24 protein-coding genes and 3 pseudogenes are annotated in these 25,839 nt (G+C 63.9%); 10 read left to right on the top strand and 17 right to left on the bottom strand.

Annotated features, from left to right (window positions below; all coding sequences use genetic code 11):
* Positions 1-216 precede the first annotated feature (216 nt).
* The 4 genes and pseudogenes from IX761_RS02170 to IX761_RS02160 all read right to left on the bottom strand — a co-directional run bounded on the left by IX761_RS02170 (position 217) and on the right by IX761_RS02160 (position 3,717).
* A complete protein-coding gene (locus IX761_RS02170) occupies positions 217-816 on the bottom strand; it encodes a tRNA-uridine aminocarboxypropyltransferase (protein WP_194787915.1) in 600 nt (199 codons plus the stop codon).
* 301 nt (positions 817-1,117) lie between these two features.
* Positions 1,118-2,098 (bottom strand): annotated as a pseudogene (locus IX761_RS27485) (methyl-accepting chemotaxis protein); the annotation flags it as partial.
* Between the two features lie 282 nt (positions 2,099-2,380).
* Positions 2,381-2,677 (bottom strand): annotated as a pseudogene (locus IX761_RS27480) (PAS domain-containing protein); the annotation flags it as partial.
* A gap of 146 nt (positions 2,678-2,823) precedes the next feature.
* Entirely contained in the window at positions 2,824-3,717 is an 894-nt protein-coding gene (locus IX761_RS02160) for a LysR family transcriptional regulator (RefSeq protein ID WP_194787913.1), read from the bottom strand.
* Positions 3,718-3,943: 226 nt separating this feature from the next.
* Here IX761_RS02160 and speB point away from each other — a divergent pair, with 226 nt between their 5' ends.
* Positions 3,944-4,894: an agmatinase gene (gene speB / locus IX761_RS02155; RefSeq protein WP_062574808.1), complete on the top strand. Its 951-nt coding sequence runs from the start codon at positions 3,944-3,946 to the stop codon at positions 4,892-4,894.
* A gap of 228 nt (positions 4,895-5,122) precedes the next feature.
* On the top strand, positions 5,123-6,502 hold the full coding sequence (locus IX761_RS02150; RefSeq protein WP_194787912.1) for a sodium:solute symporter: 1,380 nt from the start codon (positions 5,123-5,125) through the stop codon (positions 6,500-6,502).
* Between the two features lie 137 nt (positions 6,503-6,639).
* On the opposite strand, the gene IX761_RS27300 is transcribed toward IX761_RS02150, so the two are convergent.
* Both IX761_RS27300 and ptrR read right to left on the bottom strand, forming a co-directional pair.
* Positions 6,640-6,768 carry a PA1414 family protein gene (locus IX761_RS27300; protein WP_256206021.1) on the bottom strand — a complete coding sequence of 43 codons (129 nt, stop codon included), beginning with the start codon at positions 6,766-6,768 and terminating at the stop codon, positions 6,640-6,642.
* 124 nt (positions 6,769-6,892) lie between these two features.
* Positions 6,893-7,786: a putrescine utilization regulator PtrR gene (ptrR, locus tag IX761_RS02145; RefSeq protein ID WP_194787911.1), complete on the bottom strand. Its 894-nt coding sequence runs from the start codon at positions 7,784-7,786 to the stop codon at positions 6,893-6,895.
* Positions 7,787-7,892: 106 nt separating this feature from the next.
* On the opposite strand from ptrR, the gene IX761_RS02140 reads away from it, so the two are divergent.
* The gene (locus tag IX761_RS02140; RefSeq protein ID WP_194787910.1) at positions 7,893-9,062 is read left to right on the top strand and encodes a YbfB/YjiJ family MFS transporter; all 1,170 of its coding nucleotides are present in this window, start codon (positions 7,893-7,895) and stop codon (positions 9,060-9,062) included.
* Positions 9,063-9,151: 89 nt separating this feature from the next.
* Here the strand turns inward: IX761_RS02140 and IX761_RS02135 are convergent, their stop codons facing one another.
* From IX761_RS02135 to IX761_RS02125, 3 genes are all read right to left on the bottom strand, one after another.
* On the bottom strand, positions 9,152-10,078 hold the full coding sequence (locus tag IX761_RS02135) for a DMT family transporter (protein ID WP_194787909.1): 927 nt from the start codon (positions 10,076-10,078) through the stop codon (positions 9,152-9,154).
* Positions 10,079-10,184: 106 nt separating this feature from the next.
* Entirely contained in the window at positions 10,185-10,577 is a 393-nt protein-coding gene (locus tag IX761_RS02130) for a transcriptional regulator (protein WP_194787908.1), read from the bottom strand.
* A gap of 151 nt (positions 10,578-10,728) precedes the next feature.
* On the bottom strand, positions 10,729-11,124 hold the full coding sequence (locus tag IX761_RS02125) for an SMI1/KNR4 family protein (protein ID WP_194787907.1): 396 nt from the start codon (positions 11,122-11,124) through the stop codon (positions 10,729-10,731).
* A 118-nt stretch (positions 11,125-11,242) separates the two neighbouring features.
* Between IX761_RS02125 and IX761_RS02120 the strand changes: the two genes are divergently transcribed.
* Positions 11,243-11,512, top strand: a complete 270-nt coding sequence (locus tag IX761_RS02120; RefSeq protein ID WP_194787906.1) for a hypothetical protein — start codon at positions 11,243-11,245, stop codon at positions 11,510-11,512.
* Between the two features lie 12 nt (positions 11,513-11,524).
* Here the strand turns inward: IX761_RS02120 and IX761_RS02115 are convergent, their stop codons facing one another.
* The 3 genes and pseudogenes from IX761_RS02115 to IX761_RS02105 all read right to left on the bottom strand — a co-directional run bounded on the left by IX761_RS02115 (position 11,525) and on the right by IX761_RS02105 (position 13,707).
* Positions 11,525-11,767 (bottom strand): BrnA antitoxin family protein, encoded by a 243-nt coding sequence (locus tag IX761_RS02115; RefSeq protein ID WP_194787905.1) that lies wholly within the window; start codon positions 11,765-11,767, stop codon positions 11,525-11,527.
* Positions 11,742-12,025 (bottom strand): annotated as a pseudogene (locus IX761_RS02110) (BrnT family toxin). Before IX761_RS02110 ends, IX761_RS02115 begins: the two are co-directional and overlap by 26 nt.
* Positions 12,026-12,384: 359 nt before the next feature.
* Positions 12,385-13,707, bottom strand: coding sequence for a DEAD/DEAH box helicase (locus tag IX761_RS02105; RefSeq protein WP_194787904.1), 1,323 nt, complete (start codon positions 13,705-13,707; stop codon positions 12,385-12,387).
* A gap of 144 nt (positions 13,708-13,851) precedes the next feature.
* On the opposite strand from IX761_RS02105, the gene IX761_RS02100 reads away from it, so the two are divergent.
* On the top strand, positions 13,852-15,126 hold the full coding sequence (locus IX761_RS02100; protein ID WP_194787903.1) for a mechanosensitive ion channel family protein: 1,275 nt from the start codon (positions 13,852-13,854) through the stop codon (positions 15,124-15,126).
* Positions 15,127-15,215: 89 nt separating this feature from the next.
* On the opposite strand, the gene IX761_RS02095 is transcribed toward IX761_RS02100, so the two are convergent.
* From IX761_RS02095 to IX761_RS02085, 3 genes are all read right to left on the bottom strand, one after another.
* Entirely contained in the window at positions 15,216-16,088 is an 873-nt protein-coding gene (locus tag IX761_RS02095) for a carboxylate/amino acid/amine transporter (protein ID WP_194787902.1), read from the bottom strand.
* Positions 16,089-16,352: 264 nt separating this feature from the next.
* Entirely contained in the window at positions 16,353-16,952 is a 600-nt protein-coding gene (locus IX761_RS02090) for an FMN-dependent NADH-azoreductase (RefSeq protein ID WP_194787901.1), read from the bottom strand.
* Positions 16,953-17,062: 110 nt separating this feature from the next.
* Complete coding sequence (locus IX761_RS02085; RefSeq protein ID WP_194787900.1) at positions 17,063-17,380, bottom strand: 3-phosphoglycerate kinase; 318 nt, start codon at positions 17,378-17,380, stop codon at positions 17,063-17,065.
* Positions 17,381-17,430: 50 nt separating this feature from the next.
* Here IX761_RS02085 and IX761_RS02080 point away from each other — a divergent pair, with 50 nt between their 5' ends.
* From IX761_RS02080 to IX761_RS02065, 4 genes are all read left to right on the top strand, one after another.
* Positions 17,431-18,354: a LysR family transcriptional regulator gene (locus IX761_RS02080; protein WP_194787899.1), complete on the top strand. Its 924-nt coding sequence runs from the start codon at positions 17,431-17,433 to the stop codon at positions 18,352-18,354.
* Positions 18,355-18,367: 13 nt separating this feature from the next.
* A complete protein-coding gene (locus tag IX761_RS02075) occupies positions 18,368-19,180 on the top strand; it encodes an alpha/beta fold hydrolase (RefSeq protein WP_194787898.1) in 813 nt (270 codons plus the stop codon).
* Entirely contained in the window at positions 19,174-19,731 is a 558-nt protein-coding gene (locus tag IX761_RS02070) for a peptidylprolyl isomerase (RefSeq protein WP_125859592.1), read from the top strand. Before IX761_RS02075 ends, IX761_RS02070 begins: the two co-directional genes overlap by 7 nt.
* A 62-nt stretch (positions 19,732-19,793) precedes the next feature.
* Positions 19,794-21,626 carry an ABC transporter ATP-binding protein gene (locus IX761_RS02065; RefSeq protein ID WP_194787897.1) on the top strand — a complete coding sequence of 611 codons (1,833 nt, stop codon included), beginning with the start codon at positions 19,794-19,796 and terminating at the stop codon, positions 21,624-21,626.
* Positions 21,627-21,807: 181 nt separating this feature from the next.
* Here the strand turns inward: IX761_RS02065 and IX761_RS02060 are convergent, their stop codons facing one another.
* Complete coding sequence (locus IX761_RS02060) at positions 21,808-22,935, bottom strand: GNAT family N-acetyltransferase (protein ID WP_194787896.1); 1,128 nt, start codon at positions 22,933-22,935, stop codon at positions 21,808-21,810.
* A gap of 236 nt (positions 22,936-23,171) precedes the next feature.
* Between IX761_RS02060 and IX761_RS02055 the strand changes: the two genes are divergently transcribed.
* Entirely contained in the window at positions 23,172-24,416 is a 1,245-nt protein-coding gene (locus IX761_RS02055) for a putative porin (RefSeq protein WP_194787895.1), read from the top strand.
* Between the two features lie 185 nt (positions 24,417-24,601).
* On the opposite strand, the gene IX761_RS02050 is transcribed toward IX761_RS02055, so the two are convergent.
* A complete protein-coding gene (locus tag IX761_RS02050) occupies positions 24,602-25,723 on the bottom strand; it encodes a beta-ketoacyl-ACP synthase III (RefSeq protein WP_194787894.1) in 1,122 nt (373 codons plus the stop codon).
* Positions 25,724-25,839: the final 116 nt, after the last annotated feature.

The raw sequence follows: 25,839 nt of genomic DNA, 5'->3' as shown, positions 1-25,839 counted from the left end.
ACTCACGACGACACCCTCCTGGCATTTCACTGACTGGCAACCTTAGCGCAGATGGTCGCCTGAGCATGCGACCAGTGGTTTCAAAGGGTTTCAAGCATGCTTGAGATCGCTGCGGTCCAACGTTGAAAAGCCGGCACCTACCCGTCAAGCGGACTGCCTGCGACAGGACCGTTACCACCTGCAAGTTCGTCACAGACTCAACAAGCGACCCAGCACTCATCTTTTTGTGTGATTACGCTCGAAGGTATCGGAACCCATCGCCTTGATCTGCCCCTCGATCAGCGCCTCGAATGGCCGCAGCACTGCATCGAACCGCCCTGCCCCTTCGAGCACATTCAACGCCTGCACCACTGCCTCGATCGTCGACAAGGCCCCAGGCTCCGGCGCCTTGCGCAGCCGATAACGCGACGGCGTCACCGTACCCAGCGTCACGCGCGGCAATGCCTCCAGCAGCGGGTTCAGGTAGAGCATCTTGCGTGCCTTGCGCCAAGTGCCGTCGGGAACGACCAACAGCAGCGGCAGATCGTCGTTCGCGCCATAGGGTTGCAGCACCTGCGCCCCGTCGCCGGGGAACAACAGCGCGGGGCGGTATCCAGGCATGGCCAGCAACTGCTTCAGATCCTCGAACACCTCACCCACCCGCAGTTCCGCATTGCGCAGGCCGAGCGCCACCAAGCGCGCGGTGTTCAGGGCATGCGAGGTTTCGCTGGGATGCTGTAGCAGCAGCACCCGGGTACGGCTGTCGAGTTGCGGGATAAGCGGGCAGAGGCAGTGGTTGAGCGGACGCTGGCAGCGCTCGCACGAGGGTCTGGACATCGGGGGCTCCTTGGGGGGCGTAGTGTGCCACAAGGTTGCGTCGAGGCCACGATTGCGGGGCAGCCCATCGCCGGCAAGCCGACTCCCACATCCCAAGGCTTGCGCGCCCCTGTAGGAGCGGCCTTGTGTCGCGAAAGGGCCGCAACGCGGCCCCGGCGATCTTGGGCGTACTCAAGATCCTGGGGGCGCTGCGCACCCCTTTCGCGACACAAGGCCGCTCCTACAAAAGACAGTTGCTCCCGCAAGAGCTCGAGTGCCATCACTGTGGGAGCCGGCTTGCCGGCGATGAACGCCAAACCCTTCAGCGATTGAACCGCTCCGCCAGGCTGTGCAGGTACTCCGCCATCTTTTCCAGGTCCTGACTGATTTCGGCCCCCTGCCTGGCCTGCCCGGCGCTTTCATCGCACAGCTGGGCGATGCGCACGATCTGCTGGTTGATATCCTCCGCCACATGGCTCTGCTGCTCGGACGCCGTGGCCATCTGCTGGCTCATGCCGGTGATGCGGCTGACTGCCTGGGCGATGCCGGCCAGCGCTTCCTGCACGGCCTCGACACTGTGCACGCTGTCGCTGGAAATCTGCTGCCCGCGGCTGGCACTGGCCACCGCGCGGTCGGCACCGGAACGCAGGCCGGCGATGATGTGGTGGATTTCCTCGGTGGAGGCCCGGGTGCGCTGGGCCAGCGAGCGCACTTCGTCGGCCACCACCGCGAACCCCCGCCCCTGCTCGCCGGCACGCGCCGCTTCGATGGCGGCGTTGAGCGCCAGCAGGTTGGTCTGCTCGGCGATCGAGGTGATCACGTCCACCACGCTGCCGATCGACTGGGTTTGCTCGGCCAGGGCATTGACCGCCTGGCCGATGTCGCTCACCGCTTCGCTCATGCTGCCCATGGCGCGCAGGCTCTGCTGGGCCAGGTCGCTGCCCTGCTGGGCCAGCTGGTCGGCGTCGCTGGCGGCGTGGGCAGTGCTCTGCACGTTGTGGGTGACCTGCTGGATGGTCGCGGCCATCTGCGCGATGGCGGTGGCCGACTGGTCGGTTTCGCTGCGCTGGCGGTCGAGCATCTGCGCTTGGGCGTCAGACAGGTCGGCGGACTGCGCGGCGCGGGACTTGACCCCGACCCCGGCATCCACCAGGCGGGTCAGCGCGGTTTGCAGGCGCGCTTCCTCACTGATGATCGCCAGGTCCAGCTGGCCCTGCAGACCAGGGTTGTCGCTGTAGGTCAGGGCTACCAGCGGGCTGGTGAAGGCCTTGGGATGCTCTTGCAAGGTGCGGCGAATGGCCTGGTTCTGCCGATGTTCCACCAGGTACCAGGCGACCAGCAGACTGGCCATCAGCACGCCCAACGCGGCGTACTGGGGCAGCCACAAATAAGCCGCTGCCGACACCAGGCCGGCGCCGATCAGCGGCCAGCCATGCCCGATGCCATGGCCCAGGCGTGACGCCAGCGGCACGGGTGAACGGCCGGCGCGCAAGCGGGCGTACAGTTGCTCGGCGCGGCGGATCTGCTCACGGGTCGGCACCGAGCGCACCGACTCGTAGCCGCTGATGCGGCCATTTTCATAAACCGCCGTGACATAGGCGCTGACCCAGTAGAAATCGCCGTTCTTGGCGCGGTTCTTGACCACGCCCATCCAGGGTTTGCCTTGCTTGATGGTGTCCCACATATGGCCGAAGACCGCCGGCGGCATGTCGGGATGACGCACCAGGTTGTGCGGCTGCCCGACCAGCTCGTCGTAGGTGAAACCGCTGATGGCCACGAATGCGTCGTTGCAATAGGTGATGCGGCTGTTGAGGTCGGTGGTGGAAATCAGCCGCTGGTGGTTGGGGAAGGTTCTTTCGTGCTCGGTGACGGGCAAATTCATGCGCATCGTTGGCGGTCCCTTGCTTATCCAGATGAGTGGGGAATTCATCAAAGCAAGTAGATATTTAGCAGATGGCCAGCACGCCAGCGGTCAACTTTTGCAGGAAATTGACCCGCCCTGACGGAATGTGCTGAAAACGACCAGGCTCAACCCACGTTGAGCTGGCTCTTGAGCAGGTCGCGGAAGGTCTGGATCAAGGGTTCCCGGCTACGGCCGCGGCGGATGATCAATGAAAACGGCGCCTGATAACCAAAGGTGGCCGGCGACAATACCCGTAGATCGCCTTTGTCGACCCAGGCCTGGGCGTAATGCTCGGGCAAGTAGCCGATGTAGGCGCCAGAGAGAATCAGGATCAGCTGCGCCTCCATACTCTCGACTGTCGCCGCACTGTGCTTGAAGCCATGCCGGGCCAATTCCGCCTGGCTCCAGTAGCCACGCCCGACCATGCGCTGCTGGGTCACCACCGGCTCCGGGATGCGCCGTTCGGCAAACAGCGGGTGGCGGCTGCTGCAATACAGCCAGTGCTGTTCGCGGTACAGCGGTTGGTACACCAGCCCACTCATGCGCGAGGAGAACGCGCCAATGGCCAGGTCCAGACGGTTGTCCTGCACGCCCAGCTGCAATTCGTAGGGGCTGGACACCGACAGGTGCAGGTGCACCGCCGGATGCTCCTGGCTGTAGGCACCGATGGCCTCGGCCAGTGGCAAGGCGCGGTCGCCGACAGTGGAATCGATCACCCCGAGGTTCAGCGTGCCCCGCAACTCGCCCTTGAGGGCAGCGGCGTACTGTTCGAAACCGTCCAGCTCGCCAAGCAGGCGCAGGGTTTCCTGGTGGAACAGCTCGCCTTTGCTGGTCAGGCTGAAACCGCCCCGGCCACGGTGGCAGAGCACGATGCCCAGGGCGCCTTCCAGCTGGCTCATGTAGGTGCTGATCGCCGACGTCGACAGGTTGAGGTCGCGCTGGGCGTTGGCGAAGCCCTGGTGGCGCACCACGCTGGCGAAGATGCGCAGCAGTTTCAGGTCGGGTAGCGATGAGGCCATGGTGCGAAGGTTCCGCGGGCTGTAAATCGCCAGAGTCTAACGCGCCTTCAGGCGGATAGTTCATAAATTCCTGAAGTAAGTATTTGTCGGTAGCGATTCTTTCGCCGCACTACCTTGCGCAGACTGCGGCGAAATGTCCCTGCCCGCCAGCCAGTTCAGCCTGACGAGACGCGCGGCGGCACAGGTTCGAACAAACACAACAATCGACCGACTGATGAGGCCCACCGTGGACAAGATTCTCCACCAACCACTGGGCGGCAACGAAATGCCGCGTTTCGGCGGCATCGCCACCATGCTCCGCCTGCCCCACCTGCAAAGTGCCGAAGGCCTGGACGCCGCGTTCATCGGCGTGCCGCTGGACATCGGCACCTCGCTGCGCTCGGGCACCCGCTTCGGCCCACGGCAGATCCGCGCCGAATCGGTGATGATCCGCCCGTACAACATGGCCACTGGCGCCGCCCCCTTCGACTCGCTGTCGGTGGCCGACATCGGTGACGTGGCGATCAACACCTTCAACCTGCTCGACGCCGTGCGCATCATCGAAGAAGCCTACGATGAAATCGTCGAGCACAATGTCATCCCGCTGACCCTGGGTGGCGACCACACCATTACCCTGCCGATCCTGCGTGCCCTGCACAAGAAGCACGGCAAGATCGGCCTGGTGCACATCGACGCCCACGCCGACGTCAACGACCACATGTTCGGCGAGAAGATCGCCCATGGCACCACCTTCCGCCGCGCCGTGGAAGAAGGCCTGCTCGATTGCGACCGCGTGGTGCAGATCGGCCTGCGCGCCCAGGGCTACACCGCCGACGACTTCAACTGGAGCCGTCGTCAGGGCTTCCGTGTGGTGCAGGCCGAAGAGTGCTGGCACAAGTCGCTGGAGCCGCTGATGGCCGAAGTGCGCGAAAAAGTCGGTGGTGGCCCGGTTTACCTGTCGTTCGACATCGACGGCATCGATCCGGCCTGGGCACCTGGCACGGGTACCCCCGAGATCGGTGGCTTGACCACCATCCAGGCGATGGAGATCATCCGCGGCTGCCACGGCCTGGACCTGATCGGCTGTGACCTGGTCGAAGTCTCCCCACCCTACGACACCACCGGCAACACCTCGTTGCTGGGCGCCAACCTGCTGTTCGAAATGCTCTGCGTGCTGCCGGGCGTGGTACGCCGCTGATTGGCATGAAGGCTTGTGGGAGCGGGCTTGCCCCGCGATAGCAATCGCGGGGCAAGTCGCATCGGCGCACCGCCGCTCCCACAACAGCTCGTCAAGCCACAGAAACACCCCGGCAGGAGCCATTCGGGAGGGCCATAGAGGCCCGCCAACACATTAAAGGACCGCCGGGCGCGTGAACCCGCCCGGACGGCCGATCTCGCCATAATAAAGATAATCGGGAGACCCCCAATGGCCTTGGACATCATCGTTGTACTGATCTATGCCGCCGGCATGCTCGCGCTTGGCTGGTACGGCATGCGACGTGCGAAGACCCACGAAGACTACCTGGTGGCCGGGCGCAACCTCGGCCCGACCCTGTACATGGGCACCATGGCCACCACCGTGCTCGGCGGCGCCTCCACCGTCGGCACCGTGCGCCTGGGCTACGTCCACGGCATCTCCGGCTTCTGGCTGTGCGCCGCACTGGGCCTGGGGATCATCGCGTTGAACCTGTTCCTCGCCAAACCGCTGCTGCGCCTGAAGATCTTCACCGTCACCCAGGTGCTGGAGCGCCGCTACAACCCGATGGCACGCCAGGCCAGCGCGGCGATCATGCTCGCCTATGCGCTGATGATCGGCGTGACCTCGACCCTGGCCATGGGCACCGTGCTGCAGGTACTGCTCGACGTGCCGTTCTGGATGGCGCTGCTGTTCGGTGGCGGCGTGGTGGTGGTGTACTCGACCATTGGTGGGATGTGGTCGCTGACCCTGACCGACATCGTCCAGTTCGTGATCAAGACCGTGGGCCTGATGTTCATCCTGCTGCCGGTGTGCCTGTACAAGGCCGGTGGCTGGGATGTGCTGGTGGCCAAGCTGCCGGCGGCCAGCTTCAGCTGGACCACCATCGGCTGGGACACCATCATCACCTACTTCCTGATCTACTTCTTCGGCATCCTGATCGGCCAGGACATCTGGCAGCGGGTGTTCACCGCCCGTGACGAGAAAGTCTGCCAGCGCGCCGGTACCACCGCCGGTGTCTACTGCGTACTGTACGGCCTGGCCTGCGCCCTGATCGGCATGGCCGCCCATGTGCTGATGCCAGACCTGGCCAACCCGAACAACGCCTTCGCCGAGATGATCAAGGGCCAGTTGCCCGAAGGCATCCGTGGCCTGCTGATGGCCGCCGCCCTGGCCGCGATGATGTCCACCGCCAGCGCCGGCCTGTTGGCTGCATCGACCACCCTGACCGAAGACCTGCTGCCCAAGCTGCGTGGCGGCAAGCAGTCGAGCCTGGGCATCAACCGCCTGTTCACCCTGCTCACCGGCCTGGTGGTGCTGGGCATCGCCCTGGCGGTGAACGATGTGATCAGCGCCCTGACCCTGGCCTACAACCTGCTAGTGGGCGGCATGCTGATCCCGCTGATGGGCGCGATCTTCTGGAAACGCGCCACCACCGCCGGCGCCATTGCCAGCATGTCGCTGGGCTTTGTCACCGCGCTGTTCTTCATGTTCAAGGATGGCCTGGATGCCAACTCGCCGATCTACTACAGCCTGGCCATCGGCCTGGTGAGCTTCGTGGTGGTCAGCCTGGCTTCGCGCAAGCCGGCTGCGGCGGTGAACCTGGCCTGACGCCTTCGCCCTGCATGAATCGGTGTAGGAGCCGGCTTGCCGGCTCCTACGGGTTTAAGGCTGGGCCGTGATCTGTACCCTATGAAACGCAAAAGGCCGCCGCATCCTGTCGATGCGGCGGCCTTTTTCCTGGGGTTTCAGCGACGACGCGGCTGGCGCTTGCGTTGTTCTTCGTCGGTAGGGATCGGCACCGGCTGCAGCGGTGGCGGGAGCAAGCCCAAGGCGACGGCGAGGTCGTGGAGCCAGTTGTACATGCGTTCGTTCATAGTGCCCCCTTTACGGGTCAGCCTCACGGTCAATCAATTCTGCGATGCGTCATACAGATCATAGTCCGATGTCCTGTATTACGCATGCCTCTGTTCTTACAGATAGGGGCGATTTTGACCCGGATCAAGCGCTGGCGGCAGCACCCGACGGTCGGTCAATCGTTTCGCTTTGTTGCAGATCGATCCAAGCCTGCAAATTCGCCCCGCACATGCCCTGGCGCCACATCAACCAGGTAGTGGCCTGATCGAAGGGTGCCTGCAACCTGTGGGCGCGCACCCGATCACGCCCTGGCAGGCTGTCGAGCATCGATTGCGCCATCAGCGCCACCCCGGCGCCGGCGATCACGCAGGCCAGCATGCTCTGGTAGGACTCGATCTCCATCACCCGCCCCATGGGCGTATGGGCATGGGCGTACCAGGCCTCCAGGCGCATGCGGTACGAACACCCCCGGCGGAAGGTGAACATCGCCTCGCCGGCAACATCCTTGGCGCTGTGCACGGGCGGGTGCTCGGGGCTGCTGATCAACACCAGGGTTTCGTCGCACAGCGGCACACCGTCCAGGCCAGCCAGGCTGGGCGGGCCATCGATCAACGCGGCGTCGAGCCGGTGGCTGAGCAGCCCTTCGAGCAGTTCCGCACTGGGCGCCGCCTGCACTTGCAGGTTCACCGCAGGATAAGCCTGGTGATAGCGCGCCAGCAGCGCAGGCAAGTGGATCGCCGCCGTGCTGTACATGGTACCGAGCACGAAGCTACCTGCCGGCTGGCCGCCCTGCACTGCGGCCATGGCCTCGTCGCGCAACGCCGCCAGACGGTTGGCATAGTCCAGCAACACCTTGCCGGCCGGCGACAGCTGCAAGCGCTGGCGCTCGCGCAGGAACAACTCGACACCTAGCTGCTCTTCGAGTTGGCGCAAGCGGGTGGACAGGTTCGACGGCACTCGATGCAGGCGCTCGGCGGCGCGAGTAAGCGAACCTTCCTCAGCCACGGCCTGGAAGATGCGCAACTGACTGAACTCCATTGTATTCTCCAAAACAGAACAACTTGATCATCATTATTCAATTTTATTGAAAGTCAATCCACCCTACCCTGCCATCCATCGCCACCCTTCGAGCAGGAGACGCTCCATGTCGCCCTTTGTGCAACTGCTGGCCAGCGCCGTGGCCCTGATGATGGCCATGGGTATCGGCCGCTTCGCCCTGACCCCACAACTGCCCCGGTTGATCGCCGAGGGCCAGTTCGACCTGACCGCCGGCGGCCTGGTCGCCGCGGCCAACTACCTCGGTTACTTCCTCGGTGCGGTGGATGGCATGTTCGCCCGTCAGCCAGCCCAGGTGCGCCTGCGTCTGCACGGCGGCCTGTGGTTGTGCGTGGTGCTGACCTTCGCTTCGGCATTCGTCGAGGGGTTCTGGGGCCACCTGCTGCTGCGCTTTGGCACCGGCGTGGCCAGCGCCTGGGTGCTGGTGATGATCACCAGCCTTAGCCAGCAACTGGCCAACGCCCAGGGTCGCCAGCGCCTTGGCGCCCAGGTGTTTGCCGGGCCTGGTGTCGGCATTGCCGTGACCGGGCTGCTGGCCCTCGGCGCGCACCTGCTGGGGCTGGGTTCGGCCGCGCTGTGGCTGATCTATGCGGTGGCCGCACTGGTCATGCTGCTGGCCGTGCTGCCGTGGCTGCCGCGTGCGCTGGAGCCTGCGCCCGCCGCCTCTGGCAACAATGGCCAGGCCCGCGTCGGCGGAATCGGCCGCCTGGGCCTGGTGTACGGGTTGTACGGCATCGGCTACATCCTGCCGGCCACGTTCCTGTCGCAGATGGCCAACCAACAGTTCCATGGGCACTGGATGGCCGATCTGTTCTGGCCGGCGTTCGGCCTGGCGGCGGCGCTTGGGGTGGTGCTCGTCAGCCTACGCCGGCCGGGGCGCACCTCGCTGTGGCTGACCGTGACCTTGTGGTTGCAGGGCCTGGGCGTGCTGGCCTGCCTGCTGGGTGGCGGGGTTGGCCTGGGCCTTGGGGTGTTGCTCTGCGGTGGGCCGTTCCTGGCCTGCATGCAACTGGTGATGCAACGCTCGCGGGAACTGGCGCCCCATGCCACGCAGCGCAATGCCGGGCTGTTGACCGCGTGTTTTGCCCTGGGACAATTGAGCGGACCATTGCTGGCGGCGTTGAGCAGCCACTTCAGTGGTGGGCTGCAGCCGGCATTGGTGGCGGCGGCCGCAGGGTTGGGGGTGGCCGGTGTGCTGGTGCTTAATGCGCACACAGCTCGCTCGCCAGCATGCGGCCACCTGGGACGCATGGGGTGAATGAACCACCGCGTTCGCCGGCAAGCCGGCGCCTACGGAATCAGCGATACACCTGTAGGCGCCGGCTTGCCGGCGAACCAGCCTGTGCGCTAACCCACCACCTTGCGCAGTTGCTGGCGCACCCAACTTTCGGCGCTGACCATGATCACCCCGACCAGCACCAACACCGCGCCCAGCACGAAGTTCAGGCTCAATGGCTCGTCCAGCAGCACCACCCCGAAGGTGACCCCGAACAGTGGCGTGATGAACGAGAACACCGCCAGGTTCGACGCCAGGTACTTGCGCAGCAACCAGAACCACGTCAGGTAGCTGATGAACGACACCACGATGCCCTGGAACAGCACACTGCCCACCGCCAGCGGGGTCAGCGAGAAGTCAGAGATCTGGCCACTCACCAGGGCAATCAGCACCAGCCCGGCAAACCCGACGGCCAGTTGATAGAACAGGGTCAGGGTCGCCGGCGCCTCCGACAGCCGCGAGCCACGCACCACCACCGTGGTTGCGCCCCAGGCCAGCCCGGCCAGGATCGCCAGGGCATCCCCCAGCAACATGCGGCCGTCGAGCTGATCGAATGAAACGCCGCCGGCGAAGGCCAGGGCAATCCCGCCGAACGCCAGCAGGATCCCCAGCCATTGCAGCAGGCGCAATCGCTCGCTGGGCATCATGAAATGCAGCCCCAGGGCGGTGAAGATCGGCGCGGTATACAAGAACACCGACATATGCGCCGCCGATGTCAGCTTCAGCCCCTCGGCGATGAACAGGAACTCCAACCCGAACAGCGCCCCTGCCAACAGCCCGGCACGCCAAGTCGTGCCCACCTGGCTCCAGCCGCCCTTGAAACAGATAAGCAGGCCTACCAGCACGGCAGCGATGCCGTTACGGAACGCCGCCTGCATCACCGGCGCGATATCCACAGCTGCAGATTTGATCAAGACTTGCTGGCAACCCCAGATCAGGCACAGCCCCAGCATCACCTGCAGGGCAAAGGCATCGGGGTTCTTGCGGACCTCGCTCATGAGCGGGCCGCCTTGGTGTGTACAGACATGGTCTCAGGCTCGGCAGTGGCGGACGAACGGCGATTATCAGCCGTTCCGGCCGCCCCTTGCCAGCCTGTAAACGACCTTAGGCGATCTGTGCCTTGCCTGACACTTCCTCGAAGGTATGCTCGTCCAGCGCATCGTCCTGCTCATCGAGCACCTGCCGCGGGTGTTCGAAGCCCGGGATGCTGCTGTCGATCAGACTCAGCAGCCGCGAGCCGCGCTCGGTGAGCACAAAGTTCTCGCCGTTGCCGCCGTCCTCCTCAGGCCGGCTTTCGATAAAGCCGCGCTCGAAGAGAATCTTCTCGTATTGGCAGGCGCGGGTCTTCAGGTGATCGAGATCCCCCGGCGCCTGGCCCTTGGCAGCCAGCGCCGCGGCGTGCTGCTCGGCATAGGGACGGGGTGTAAAGCTGTGGCCGGCGCCATTCTGCACCTCGTGCAGCAGGCGTTCGATCAGGTCCCAGTCGTAGCTGCTCATGGCAAAGCTCTCCTGCTGTGGACGGATGGAGTACACAGCGTGGGACTGGTGAGGGATGACAAGCGTTCCAATCGAAACCGCACAGACATGCCCGGCGGCATCAGCGAGGCGTCGCTGGCTCAAGCAGCATGAAGCCAAAGAGACCGAGTGCTTAATCAAGGTCGTGCAGCAGTTGACGAATGAACTCGGAAAAGCTGGCAGCAACCGGCTGTGTTTCATGGCTGATGGGGTCGATGTCGACAACCGTCCAACCCTTTGCAGTATCGAAGCCTGCACAGTACCCCTGGAAGTCATCGCCAAACAGCACGATACCCGCCAGTGCTTCACCTTCGCTGCCATCAAAAACCTGGTCCGGAGTAAGCAGCCCTTCGTACAACATGAAACCCGCCGCCCCCACTTCGCCCCATCCCAGCGCCTGAATGAACGCCAGATAATCAGCAGGTAGCTGCGGATATTGACTGGATAGCTGCGTAATCAGCTCGGCATTGGCGCCGACCAGTTTCGAAAGCAGCCTATTGGTTCCTTGCGCCAGCAAGTCTTCATACATCCTTGTTCATCTCCTGAAAGCGGGTCATCGGGGGTACAACCTCACCTGCACCCTGGAAGTGAACTTCCACGGCTGCCGGTACCTCCATCCTGTATACCCACCGCTGGAGGTAGAAAGGATGAAGCCGCTGCTATGTATCACCTGCGCAACCGCCCTGCTGTGTGCCCTGCCCGTCTGGGCCTGCACGCCGGAAGAGGCGACGCAGAAACGCGAACAACTGGCTGGGCTGGTTGCCAAGCTGACCGAACAGAACCCGCAGAAGGCCAAGGAGATCAACGACGAGTTGCAGAACATGGAACTCGGCACGGCCAGCAAGGACCTGCCGGACAAGTGTCAGTTGATCGACAAGCGCATCCAGGAGCTCAAGGCCGCGGAGAAAAAGACCTGAGGTTGCTCAGGCTCAGCGGCGCTGCTGGGCCAGCATGTATTGACGCAACAGGTGGTTGATCCGCGTCTGGTAACCGCTGCCTTGATCCTTGAACCAGGCCAGCACATCCGCGTCGAGGCGAATGGTCACGGTTTGCTTGGTAGGTAGACGAAGCTCGGCCTGGCGGAAGAACGCATCGTCCAGCTCAGGGATGTCCGAGGTGTCGACAGGCACGTGAGCAAACTGCTCATCACTGCTTTTCGATGGTTTCGACATAGCGCATTACCTCGCGTCGGGTGGCTCTTCTGGCGGAGATGACACGGATCACATCCCCTTGTGCCGTTCGGTGTAGGCGACCACGCTGACCCATGCGTTGATCCAGCCCATGCTGATCCAGCGTGTCTCCTCGTAATCGAACCGTTCATCCTTGAGCGCCAGCATCGGGTGGCGAAACATCTCAGCCACATCATTGAAATCGATACCGTGCTTGCGGATGTTCAGCTGATTCTTGTCCTCATCCCATTCGAAGCGGATGGGGCTTTCGTATTTACAGTTGTACATACGCTACTCCTGCCAGCGAAAACATGCCAGTGGAGTGTGGAGGCTAGAGCGCAGAATACCCGGGCAGGAAAGCAGTTTGGGAAATGGGCTACAAGCACCTGGGGAAGGTGCTAGGGTTTGTACGAAAAGTCGCCGAGCAGCGATCAGGCAAGGCGAAAACAGGCGAGGAACGGCCGGGGTCGCGCCCGACTTTACTGGTTGTAAATGAGCATTCCGACCGGGCTGGCGCTCCAGCCTGTTTTCAACGCAGCTTGATCGTTGCGCAGGCACTTTTCGTACAAAGCCTAAGCGACCCGCCACCCTTGCGATGACGGGCTTGCTGCCAGCGTGGCTTATTCAGCCGCTGGCTTGCGCTTTTTCAGCGGCGCCATGCCATCGGCGCTGGCCAGTGGCGCATTGGCCTTCGGCTTGGCGGTTGGCTTGCGCTTGACGGCGCCCTTCTTGTCACCAGTCTTCTTCTCGACTTTTTTCTTCTTGGTGCCGGCGGCCTTGCCCGAGGCCTTGACCTTCTTCGGCCCGCTGTAGGTGCCCTTGACCTCCTTGATGACCCGGCGCTCGAACTGCTGCTTGAGGTAGCGTTCGATGCTCGACATCAGGTTCCAGTCGTTGTGGGTGATCAGCGAGATCGCCAGGCCTTCGCCGCCGGCACGACCAGTACGGCCGATACGGTGCACGTATTCGTCGCCGCTGCGTGGCATGTCGAAGTTGATCACCAGGTCCAGGCCGTCGATGTCCAGGCCACGGGCGGCGACATCAGTGGCCACCAGCACCTTGGAGCCGCCTTCCTTGAAGCGGTCGATGGCCAGCTTGCGATCCTTCTGGTCCTTGTCGCCGTGCAGCACGAAGGCTTTCACATCCTTGGCCACCAGATGGCCGTAGATACGGTCGGCCAGTACGCGGGTATTGGTGAAGATGATCGCCTTCTGGAAGGTCTCGTTGGCCAGCAGCCACTGCACGATCTGCTCTTTGTGCTGGTCATGGTCTGCGGTGATGACTTGCTGACGGGTGCCTTCGGCGAGCTGCGAAACGCTGTTGAGCATCAGATGCTCAGGGTCTTTGAGCACCTTGCCGATGATGTCGCGCAGGGCTGCGCCGCCGGTGGTGGCGGAGAACAGCAGGGTCTGCTTACGGTTCTGGCACTCTTTGCACAGGCGCTCCATGTCTTCGGCGAAGCCCATGTCGAGCATGCGGTCGGCTTCGTCGAGGATCAGCACGTCCACGTGGGACAGGTCGAGGTTGCCGGCATTGAGCTGCTCGAGCAGGCGGCCCGGGGTGCCGATCAGCACGTCCGGCACCTTGCGCAGCATGGCGGCTTGTTCCTTGAAGTCTTCACCGCCGGTGATCAGGCCCGACTTGATGTAGGTGAACTGCGAGAACAGCTTCACCTGCTTGAGGGTCTGCTGGGCCAGCTCGCGGGTGGGCAGCAGGATCAGCGCGCGGATTTCCACACTCGGGCCGCTGCGGTCGACCAGGCGGTTGAGCAGTGGCAGCACGAAGGCTGCGGTCTTGCCGCTGCCGGTCTGCGCCGTCACCCGCAGGTCACGCCCTTGCAGGGCCAGGGGAATGGCCGCTGCCTGCACCGGAGTCGGCTCGACAAATTTCAGCTCGGCCACGGCTTTGAGCAGGCGTTCGTGCAGGGCGAATTGGGAAAACACGGGGGTAACCTCGGGCAAGTGCGAAAAATTCAAGTTGCATAGGGTAACGTTTTCCGCCGCCAGAACCGAATTTCTTTTGGCAACTTTGCCCCGATCCACGCTCTAATGCTGCTTCGTACCGCAACACAGACCGTTTCCACGCTTATGGACCTTCATCGCTTCTGGCGCGATGCCCTCGACCTCTGGGGCACCCTCGACCAACACCCGCTGCTGCACGCCGCCCTTGGCCTGGCCGTGCTGCTGCTCGTCTCGCTGCTGATCGGCCGCCTGGCGCGTTTCCTCATCCTGCACGCCAGCCGCCTGCTGGCCCGGCAACCGGCCCTCAAGTGGTTGGACGACCTACGTCACAACAAGGTGCTGCACCGCCTGGCGCAAACCACCCCGTCGCTGGTGGTGCAGTTCGGCCTGAAGCTGGTGCCCGAGCTGTCGGCCACCGCCCAGCATTTTCTCGGCAACCTCGCCCTGGCCATCACCCTGCTGTTCATGACCCGCGCGCTGTCGTGCTTGCTCGATGCCCTGCTGGACATCTACGCCCGCACCGAGCACGCCCGCACCCGCTCGATCAAGGGCTACATGCAGTTGGCCAAGATGATGCTGTGGATCTTCGCCGCCATCGTCATCGTCGCCACCCTCATCGACCGCTCGCCGCTGTTGCTGCTCTCCGGCCTGGGCGCCATGTCGGCGGTGCTGCTGTTGGTGTACAAGGACACCCTGCTGTCGTTCGTCGCCAGCGTGCAGCTGACCAGCAACGACATGCTGCACGTCGGCGACTGGATCGAGATGCCCCAGGCCGGGGCCGACGGCGACGTGGTGGACATCACCCTGCACACGGTCAAGGTGCAGAATTTCGACAAGACCATCGTCTCCATCCCCACCTGGCGCCTGATGAGCGAATCGTTCCGCAACTACCGTGGCATGCAGCAGTCCGGCGGGCGGCGGATCAAGCGCAGCCTGTTCATCGATGCCGCGGGCGTGCGTTTTCTGACCCAGGAAGAAGAACAGCGCCTGGGCCAGGTGCGCCTGCTCGGTGACTACCTGGCCGGCAAGCGCCAGGAGCTGCGTGAATGGAACGAGGCCCAGGGCCACATCACCGGGCTGTCGGCCAACCGCCGGCAACTGACCAACATCGGGACCTTCCGCGCCTTCGCCCTGGCCTACCTGAAAAACCACCCCAACGTGCACCCGAACATGACCTGCATGGTGCGCCAGATGCAGACCACCGCCGAAGGCGTGCCGCTGGAGATCTACTGCTTCACCACCACCACGGTGTGGGCCGAGTACGAGCGGATCCAGGGCGATATCTTCGACTACCTGCTGGCGGTGCTGCCGGAGTTTGGGTTGAGCCTGTACCAGCAGCCGAGTGGCAATGACATGCGTGCGGGGCTGGCAGCGCGGGCCAGCTATCGCGAAACGGCTTGAAAACGCAATCGCGGGGCAAGCCCGCTCCCACAGGTGACACCTGCGTGGGAGCGGGCTTGCCCCGCGATGAGGCCGCTGGACCTAGTGCATCAACGTGACACTGGCAATGCCACGCCCCGCCCACCCAACCGGCTCATCCACACCGACAGCAGGATGATCGTCCCACCAACCGCCAGGCGCCCCAGCGGTTCGTCCTGGTTCCAGATCAGCAGATTCAGCAGCAGCCCCACCGGCACATGCAGGTTGTTCATCACCGCCAGGGTGCCGCCAGACACCAGGCAGGCGCCCTTGTTCCACCAGTACAAGCCCAGCGCGGTCGGGCACAGCCCCAGGAACAGCAGCACCAGCCACTGCGTGTCGGTGCTTGGCAGGTGCTGGGTATTGCCGAACAGCAGGAACGCTGGCAACACCACGATCAACGCGCCTAGGTAGAAATAGCCGAAGCGCTTGTAGTGCGGCAGGTCGCTGGGGTGGCGAGCGACCAGATGCCGGTACTGCACCTGCCCGGCGGCGTAGGTGAAGTTGGCCAGCTGCAGCAGCAGGAAGCCGATGAAGAACTCACCGGTGACACTGTCGAACCGGATCACCGCCGCACCGGCCACCGCCACCAGCGCAGCCAGCAACGCCCACGGGTTGAAGCGCCGGTTCAGGGCGTCCTCGATCAGGGTGACGTGCAGCGGCGTGAGGATGGTGAACAACAGCACCTCGGGCACCGTGAGTACGCGGAAGCTCAGGTACAGGCAGACGTAGGTGATGCCGTACTGCAACGCGCCGATCAGCAGCATCGAGCGCATGAAGCGCGGCTCCACCTGGCGCCAGCGGGTCAGTGGCAGGAACACCAGCCCGGCCAGCACTACACGGGCGAGCACGGCGAAATAGCTGTCGACCTGGCCGGCCAGGTATTCGCCGATCAGGTTGAACGAGTACGCCTGGATCAGCGCAACGATTATCAGGTAGCCCATGGTGGCCTCTCGGGGATCAAGGCGGCGACCTTAGCGGGTTGCGCCTGGGCAGTTCAACCATGGGTATTGTGGGGCTGCTCGTGGGAGCGGGCTTGCCCCGCGATGGCGCCGGCGCGGCGAACCTCATTGTCCGAACTGGATCCATCGCGGGGCAAGCCCGCTCCCACGACTTTCCCACTGACATAAAAAAGCCCGGCCATGAACTGGCCGGGCAGGTACACCCAAAGGAGCAACAAGGTGTCAGGGTTGGGAATTCGTTGAAGCTCAGGCCACCGCGGCCAGCTTGGCCTTGGCCTGGTTCAGGCCCTTCTCGTGGAACTCGCCACTCATGTTCAGCCCCTCGGCGTGGATGAACGCCACCTCGTGGATACCGATGAAGGCCATCACCTGGCGCAGGTAGGGTTCCTGGTGATCACTGGTGGCGCCGGCGTGGATGCCACCACGGGCCGTCAGCACGATGGCGCGCTTGCCAGTCAGCAGGCCCTGGGGGCCGGTCGGGGTGTACTTGAAGGTGATCCCGGCGCGCAGCACATGGTCGAGCCAGGCCTTGAGCGTGCTGGGGATGGTGAAGTTGTACATCGGCGCAGCCATCACCAGCACGTCGGCGGCCAGCAGTTCGTCGGTGAGCGCGTTGGAGCGGGCCAGGGCTTCCAGCTCGGCGGCGTTGCGCTGCTCCTCGGGCTTCATCCAGCCACCCAGCAGGTTGGCGTCCAGGTGTGGCACCGGGGTCACCGCCAGGTCACGCACGGTGATCTCATCGGCCGGGTGCGCCGCTTGCCATTGCTGGATGAAATCCTGGGTCAGCTGACGGGAAACGGAATCCTGCTGGCGGGCGCTGCTTTCGATGATCAGTACGCGGGACATGGGGTGCCTCCATCGGCGGTAAAGGGTGGCGATTCGATGGAGGTGAGATTAAAGGTTGACCTATCGATAAAAAAGCGTAAAAAGTGGGTTCAATCTATCGATTAATCAGTTTATTCCGCTTTGCAGTCCAAGTTGATGCGCAGCTTGATGATCTGCCGGTTGAACTTGGCGGTGACATCGACGCTCTTGCCGGCCGGCACGTTCACTCGACGCACCCGTGGCGCCTCAGGGCCATTGCGGAACATCACCCGGCACGCCGCCGGCACCTTGCCGTAGTTGTTGAGGGTGATCGCGCCAATGTCGTAGGCGGTGTCGTAGGTGGTGTAGTCGACCTTGACCCCGGTCAGCTCCTTCTCCACGTCGATGGGGTAAGCCATGGCAGCAAGGGGCAGGCACGACAACAGCAGGGCCAGACAACATTTCTTCATACGGGCGCTCTCCTTGAGAAGAGCGCAGCTTAGGACAACAGGAGCCATAGATGAAAGCGCCGCGCGTAACCCTGGATCAGTGGCGGACCCTGCAAGCGGTGGTCGACCATGGCGGGTTCGCCCAGGCCGCCGAGGCGCTGCACCGCTCGCAGTCGTCGGTGAGCTACACCGTGGCGCGCATGCAAGAGCAACTGGGCGTGCCGCTGCTGCGCATCGACGGGCGCAAGGCGGTGCTGACCGAAGCCGGCAACGTGCTGCTGCGCCGTTCGCGGCAACTGGTCAAGCAGGCCAGCCAGCTGGAAGACCTGGCCCACCACATGGAACAGGGCTGGGAGGCCGAAGTGCGCCTGGTGGTCGATGCCGCCTACCCCAGCGCGCGCCTGGTGCGCGCCCTCAGCGCCTTCATGCCGCAAAGCCGTGGCTGCCGGGTGCGCCTGCGTGAAGAGGTGCTGTCCGGGGTCGAGGAGGTGCTGCACGAAGGCATCGCCGACCTTGCCATCAGCAGCTTCAACATCGGCGGCTACCTGGGCACCGAACTGAGCCCGGTGGAGTTCGTCGCCGTTGCCCACCCCGAGCACGCCCTGCACCGCATGGGCCGCGAGATCACCTTCCAGGACCTGGAAAGCCAGTTGCAGGTGGTCATCCGCGACTCCGGCCGCGCCCAGCCGCGCGACGTCGGCTGGCTGGGCGCCGAGCAGCGCTGGACAGTGGGCAGCCTGGGCACCGCCGCCACCTTCGTCGGCAGCGGCCTGGGCTTTGCCTGGCTGCCCCGGCACATGATCGAGCGTGAGCTGCGCGACGGCGTGCTCAAGCCCCTGCCGCTGGATCAGGGTGGCAGCCGCCACCCGCTGTTCTACCTTTATTCGAGCAAGGAAAAGACCCTGGGCCCGGCCACGCAGATCCTCATCGAGTTGCTACGCAACTTCGACACCGCACCGCTGGACGTGCCCTTCGCAGCCCCCCCGCAAGCCTGAGAGGACCGCGCCCATGGCCTGTTTCGAACACAACGGATGCCTGCTGCATTACCAGGAACACGGCCAGGGCGAGCCCCTGGTGCTGCTGCACGGGCTGGGCTCGAGCAGCCAGGACTGGGAGCTGCAAGTACCCGAGTTCAGCCGTCACTACCGGGTGATCCTCATGGACATCCGTGGCCACGGGCAGTCGTCGAAGCCGCGCAAGGGCTACCAGATCAAGACCTTCAGCGAAGACCTGCTGGCCCTGCTGCGCCACCTGGGGACCGGCCCGGTACACTTCGTGGGGCTGTCCATGGGCGGCATGGTCGGTTTCCAGCTCGCCGTCGACCACCCCGAGTGCCTGCGCAGCCTGTGCATCGTCAACAGTGCCCCCGAGGTCAAGCGGCGCACCCGCAGCGACTGGCTATGGTGGCTCAAGCGCTGGGGCCTGGCGCACCTGCTCAGTGTCGAAACCGTCGGCAAAGGCCTGGCCGCACGGCTGTTCCCCAAACCCGAGCAAGCCGAGCTGCGGCGCAAGATGGCCGAACGCTGGGCGCGCAATGACAAGCGTGCGTACCTCAAGAGCTTCAACGCCATCGTCGACTGGGGTGTGCAGGAACGCATCGGGCAGATCCGCTGTCCGACCCTGGTGATCGCCGCCGACCACGATTACACACCGATACCACTCAAAGAGCGCTACGTCGCCCTGATGCCCCACGCCAGGCTGGTGGTCATCGACGATTCACGGCACGCTACGCCCCTGGATCAACCCGAAGTCTTCAACCGCACCCTGCTGCAATTCCTCGCAGCCGCTTCCACCTCTCAAGGATCTTTGAGCCCATGCTGAAAAAACTCCTGCTCACCGCCTGCTCGGTGGCCTTCGCCACCAGCGTCATGGCCTCCGACAAGACTCCACACGTGTTGCTGGACACCAGCTTCGGCCAGGTCGAGATCGAGCTGAACGCTGAAAAAGCGCCGATCAGTACGAAGAATTTCCTGCAGTACGTCGACAGCGGCTTCTACAACAATACGATCTTCCACCGCGTGATCCCCGGCTTCATGGTCCAGGGCGGCGGCTTCACCGACCAGATGGTGCAGAAGAGCACCAAAGACCCGATCCGCAACGAAGCCAGCAATGGCCTGCAGAACACCCGTGGCACCTTGTCGATGGCCCGTACCTCCGACCCGAACTCGGCCACCAGCCAGTTCTTCATCAACGTGGCCGACAACGACTTCCTCAACCCGGGCCGCGACCGTGGTTATGCGGTGTTCGGCAAGGTGACCAAAGGCATGGAAGTGGTCGACCAGATCGTCAATTCGCCCACCACCGTCAAGAAAGGCATGCGTGATGTACCGGCCGACCCGGTGTACATCAAGTCGGCCAAACGTATCGACTGACCGCAGGCTTCACAGGGACGTGAACCGCCTGAGGGTCGGATGGAACAGGAGTTATCGCACCCATGCTGTACCGTCGTTTCGAGCAATTGATCGACATCTTCCGCGAGGCGCCGAGCGAGGCGCCCCCCGGCAAGGTCTGGCCCTTCTACCTCTATTACCTGCGTCAGGTGTGGCCGAGCTTTCTCGCCCTGCTGATCGTCGGCCTGTTCGCCTCGCTGATCGAGGTGGCGATGTTCAGCTACCTGAGCCGCATCATCGACCTGGCCCAGGGCACCCCCAGCGCCAGCTTCTTCAGCGACCACAGCGGCGAGCTGATCTGGATGCTGGTGGTCATCCTGCTGCTGCGGCCACTGTTCTTCGCCCTGCACGACCTGCTGGTGCACCAGACCATCAGCCCGGGCATGACCAGCCTGATCCGCTGGCAAAACCACACCTACGTGCTCAAGCAGAGCCTGAATTTCTTCCAGAGCGACTTCGCCGGGCGCATCGCCCAGCGCATCATGCAGACCGGCAACTCGCTGCGCGACTCGGCGGTGCAGGCCGTGGACGCGCTGTGGCACGTGCTGATCTACGCCATCAGCTCGCTGGTGCTGTTCGCCGAGGCCGACTGGCGGCTGATGCTGCCGCTTTTGGTGTGGATTGCCGGCTACATCGCCGCGCTGTACTACTTCGTGCCACGGGTGAAGGAGCGCTCGGTGATCTCCTCCGATGCCCGCTCCAAGCTGATGGGGCGCATCGTCGACGGCTACACCAACATCGCCACCCTCAAGCTGTTCGCCCACACCGACCATGAGCAGCAGTACGCCCGCGAGGCGATCCGCGAGCAGACCGAAAAAACCCAGCTGGCCGCGCGGGTGGTCACCAGCATGGACGTGGTCATCACCTCGCTCAACGGCCTGCTGGTGGTGGGCACCACCGGGCTGGCCCTGTGGCTGTGGAGCCAGTCGCTGATCAGCGTCGGCGCCATCGCCCTGGCCACTGGCCTGGTGATCCGCATCATCAACATGTCGGGCTGGATCATGTGGGTGGTCAACGGCATCTTCGAGAACATCGGCATGGTCCAGGACGGCCTGGAAACCATCGCCCAGCCGGTCACCGTCAGTGACAAACCCAGCGCCCCGCCGCTCAAGGTCAGCCGTGGCGGGGTGCGCTTCGACCAGGTGGACTTCCACTACGGCAAGGGCGCCAAGGTGATCGATGCGCTGAACCTGGACATCCGCCCAGGCGAGAAGATCGGCCTGATCGGCCCGTCCGGGGCCGGCAAGTCGACCCTGGTCAACCTGCTGCTGCGCCTGTACGACATCGACAGCGGGCGCATCCTCATCGACGGCCAGGACATCGCCGAGGTCAACCAGGCCAGCCTGCGTGCGCAGATCGGCATGATCACCCAGGACACCTCGCTGCTGCACCGTTCGATCCGCGACAACCTGCTGTACGGGCGCCCCGACGCCACCGACGACGAGGTCTGGGAGGCGGTGCGCCGGGCCCGGGCCGACGAGTTCATCCCGCAGCTGTCCGATGCCCAGGGCCGCAGCGGTTTCGATGCCCATGTGGGTGAACGTGGCGTGAAGCTGTCCGGCGGCCAGCGCCAGCGCATCGCCATCGCCCGGGTGCTGCTGAAGAATGCGCCGATCCTGATCATGGACGAAGCCACCTCGGCGCTGGACTCGGAAGTCGAGGCGGCGATTCAGGAGAGCCTGGAGACGCTGATGCAGGGCAAGACGGTGATCGCCATCGCCCACCGCCTGTCGACCATCGCCCGCATGGACCGGCTGATCGTGCTGGACAAGGGGCATATCGTCGAAAGCGGCAGCCACAGCGAACTGCTGGCCCAGCGCGGATTGTACGCGCGGTTGTGGCATCACCAGACCGGCGGGTTCGTCGGGGTGGATTGAGTCTGCTGCGCCGTTTGTAGGAGCGGCCTTGCCGGGGCGCCGGACCGGCCGGAAAGGGCTGCGAAGCAGCCCCGGCAATTTATGTGGAAGCGCAAAAATCTGGGGCTGCTCTGCAGCCCTTTCGCGACACAAGGCCGCTCCTACAGGGGGCGTGAAACCCGCTCCCACGCTTTATTACCAATCATGGTTTGCGATACGGCAACATCCCCCGCGCCTCTTCGGCATAGGCCCGCACCCCCACCCGCTCCTGCATCAGGAAATCCTCCACCGCCCGCCGCAACCCCGGGTGCAGCAAGTAATGCCACGAGCGGGTCAGCACTGGCTCGAACCCACGGATCAGCTTGTGCTCGCCCTGCGCCCCGGCATCGAAGCGCTGCAACCCTTCAGCGATGGCGAAGTCCATGCCCTGGTAGAAGCAGGTCTCGAAATGCAGGCGATCGAACTCATCCAGGCAGCCCCAGTAGCGGCCATACAGGCTGTCGCCCCCCACCAGGCTCAGCGCCATGGCCACCTCGCGGCCCTGCTGACGGGCGATCACCACACGGATCGCCTCGGGCATACGCGCAGCGATCAGGCTGAAGAATTCGCGGGTCAGGTACGGTGAGCGGCGGCGCACGGCATAGGTGTTGGCGTAGCACCGGTAGACGAAGTCCCACTGCGCCTCGCTGAGCTGATCGCCCCGATACCACTCGAACTCGATACCCTGCCCCAGCACCTGTTCGCGCTCCTTGCGCATCTGCTTGCGCTTGCGCGAGCTGAGGGTGTCGAGGAAGTCCTGGAAATCCCGATAGCCGCGATTGCGCCAGTGAAACTGGCAACCCAGGCGCTCCATCCAGCCCGGCAGTTCAGCCAGCGCTTCGTCCAGCGCGCTGTCGGTGAAATTGATATGCGCCCCAGACAACCCACCCTTGCCCAGGTACTCCGGGATCGCCTGCAACAGCAACTGGCCATCGGCAGGCTCGGCGCACAGCAACCGTGGCCCGCTCACCGGGCTGAACGGTACGGCGCCCAGCAGCTTGGGGTAGTAGGCGATGCCGGCGCGCTCGCAGGCATCGGCCCAGCCATGGTCGAACACGTATTCGCCGAACGAATGCCACTTGCGGTAGGCCGGCAAGAGCGCGCGCACCTCGCCGTCACGCTCCAGCACCAGGTGCTCGGCGGCCCAACCGGTCTGCGGCGTCACGCTGGCGCTGTCTTCCATGGCACTGAGGAAGGCATGGCGCAAGAACGGCTGGTCATCGGGCACCAGCGCGTCCCAGGTGGTCGCCGGCAAATCGCGCAGGTGGGCAAGGCTGTGAAGGCTGGTCACGGTAACGGCTCTCGGAAGGAAGATGGCCAGTATTGCCAAAGCGGCGCCGACACTCAAACGGTTGCGTGCTTAACAACAGTGCCACTGTTTGGACATTATTCTGTCATTCCCCCCCGCAATACTTGCGCCTGTTTTTCGGAAGCCCAGAACCTGTCTAGCCAGGCCCTTTCCGACTGACATGCCAACTTGGGGGCGGGCGCTTGAGCCTCCCCACTCTTTCCAACAGGGAGAACCTTATGCGTCTTGTTTCTACACTTACCGGAGTGAGCCTCACCGGCATGATGCTGGCTCTGAGTACTCCGGCCAGTGCTGCTGTCGACGCCAAGCTGCTCGAAATGCTCCGCGCCAACGGTTCGATCAACCAGGCGCAGTACAACGAACTGCAAGGCGACCTGGCAAAAGAAACCAAGGAAAAGGCCGACCAGAAAGCGCAGTCCGAGCGTCTGAGCTCCTTCGAACAAAAAGTGGCCTGGGCCGCCAAGACCCAGATCAAGGGTGATGTGCGCCTGCGTTACGAAGACGTCAACGTCGACAACCCGATCGCGCGCAGCCCCAACCAGGACCGTGAGCGCGTGCGCGCCCGTGTCGGCTTCTACAGCGAGATCAACCCACAGGTCGACGCCGGCGTGCGCGTGGCCACCGGCAGCAGCGCCGATGCCCGCTCCACCAACCAGAGCCTGGACAACTACTTCGAGAAGAAATCGCTGTGGGTCGACCTGGCCTACCTCGACTGGCACCCCACCGCCGTGCCCAACCTGCACCTGATCGGCGGCAAGATGCTGCAACCCTGGGTGAGCATGGGCGACATCATCTGGGACAGCGACATCAACCCTGAAGGCGTGGCCGTCACCTACAAGACCAACCTGGGCCCGGCCGAAGTGTTCGGCAGCCTCGGCCACTACAACCTGAAGGACAACGTCGACGGCGACGGCGTGCAGTTCAAGCACGATGCACAGCTGTACCACGGCCAGTTGGGCACCAAGTTCAACGCCGCCGACACCCTCAAGGTCACCGTGGGCGGCAGCATCTACGGCTACGACAACGACAAGGAGTCGGCCGCACTGCGTTCGCTGGGCAACACCACCAACGAGTTCAACCTGGTGGAAGGCTTCGGCCAACTGGACTTCACCGGCTTCGCCATCCCGCTGTCGGCATACGGCCAGTTCGTCAAGAACACCGAGAGCACCGATGGCAAGGACAAGGCCTGGCTGGCCGGCCTGAAGAGCAAAGTGGGTGCCTGGAGCCTGGACTACAACTACCGCGACGTGCAGCGCAACGCGGTGGTGAGCCTGTTCACCGACTCGGACTTCGGCAACGGCTTCACGGGTTCGCGTGGCCACAAGTTCAAGGTGGGCTACGAGATCGACAAGAACTTCGCCCTCGGCGCGGCCTACATGATGGCCAAGACCGACTACTCCAACTTGCCGAACAGCGATGCTGACGTCGATACGCTGCAGGTGGACCTGGAAGCCAAGTTCTAAACGTTACGCGCGTCTGGTTTCACTCTAAGGCGGGAAATGCCGACCCCATCCGGCATTTCCTGCCTTTTTTTGCCTGCCAGAAATGCGTCGGCCCTATCGCCGGCAAGCCGGCTCCCACAGGGTAGGTCTCACCCCTGTGGGAGCCGGCTTGCCGGCGATAGGGCCGGAACAGGCAAACCTGGTAATCAGCGCTTGCGCAGGATCACGCTACCAATCGAATACCCCGCCCCGAACGAGCTCAGCACACCCAGCGAACCCTTGGCCAGGTCATCCTGGTACAGGTGGAAGGCAATCACCGACCCCGCCGAACTGGTGTTGGCATAACGGTCCAGGATCACCGGCGCTTCCTGCTCGTCCACTTCGCGGCCCAGCAGCTTCTTGACGATCAGGTGGTTCATGCTCAGGTTGGCCTGGTGCAGCCAGAAGCGCTTGACGTCGCTCGGTTGCAGGTCGTTCTCTTCCAGGTGCTGGCCGACGATCTCAGCCACCTTCGGGCACACCTCACGGAACACCTTGCGGCCTTCCTGGATGAACAGTTTGTCCGCGGCGCCCTCGCCCTCTTCCGCCGCTCGGTTGAGGAAACCGAAGTTGTTGCGGATGTTGTTGGAGAACTCGGTCCACAGCTTGCTGCTGACGATGTCGAACTGGTGCTTGGAGGTGGCCTGGTCGGCACGCTCGAGCAGCACGGCGGTGGCGGCGTCACCGAAGATGAAGTGGCTGTCGCGGTCACGGAAGTTCAGGTGCCCGGTGCAGATCTCCGGGTTGACCATCAGCACCGCGCGGGCCTGGCCCAGCTGCACGCTGTTGGCGGCGGTCTGGATACCGAAGGTGGCCGACGAGCAGGCCACGTTCATGTCGAAGGCGAAACCCTGGATGCCCAGTGCCTGCTGCACTTCGATGGCGATGGCCGGGTACGGGCGCTGCAGGTTGGAGCAGGCGACGATCACCCCGTCGACATCGGCGGCGGTGCGGCCGGCACGTTCCAGCGCCTGGCGCGCGGCGGCCACGGCCATCTCGCAGAGGATCGACGGTTCGTCGTTGGAGCGCTCGCGCAGGCGCGGCTTCATGCGCTGCGGGTCGAGGATGCCGGCCTTGTCCATCACGAAGCGGCTTTTGATGCCCGAGGCCTTCTCGATGAAGGCGGCGTCGGACAGCGGCGCCGCCTCGACCTCGCCACGCTCGATGGCGGCGGCGTTGTCGCGGTTGAACTGCTGCGACCAGGTGTTGAAGGATTCCACCAGTTCTTCGTTGGAAATGCTCTGGGCCGGGGTATACAGGCCGGTGCCGCTGATCACGACGTTGTGCACGGTCGTTCCTCTGGTCAAAGGCCATCGCCAAACGGCGCAGGCCGGGAAAAGGGCAACATCATGGCACCTTGGTGCCAACTTTCAGGCGAGGGCTGCGCCCTCGTTCGCGGCACAAG

This window comes from Pseudomonas sp. UFMG81, from assembly GCF_015354575.1.
Lineage (GTDB): Bacteria > Pseudomonadota > Gammaproteobacteria > Pseudomonadales > Pseudomonadaceae > Aquipseudomonas.
Note: the sequence above shows the minus strand (reverse complement) of the source record. Positions and strands in the feature narration are given on the sequence as shown.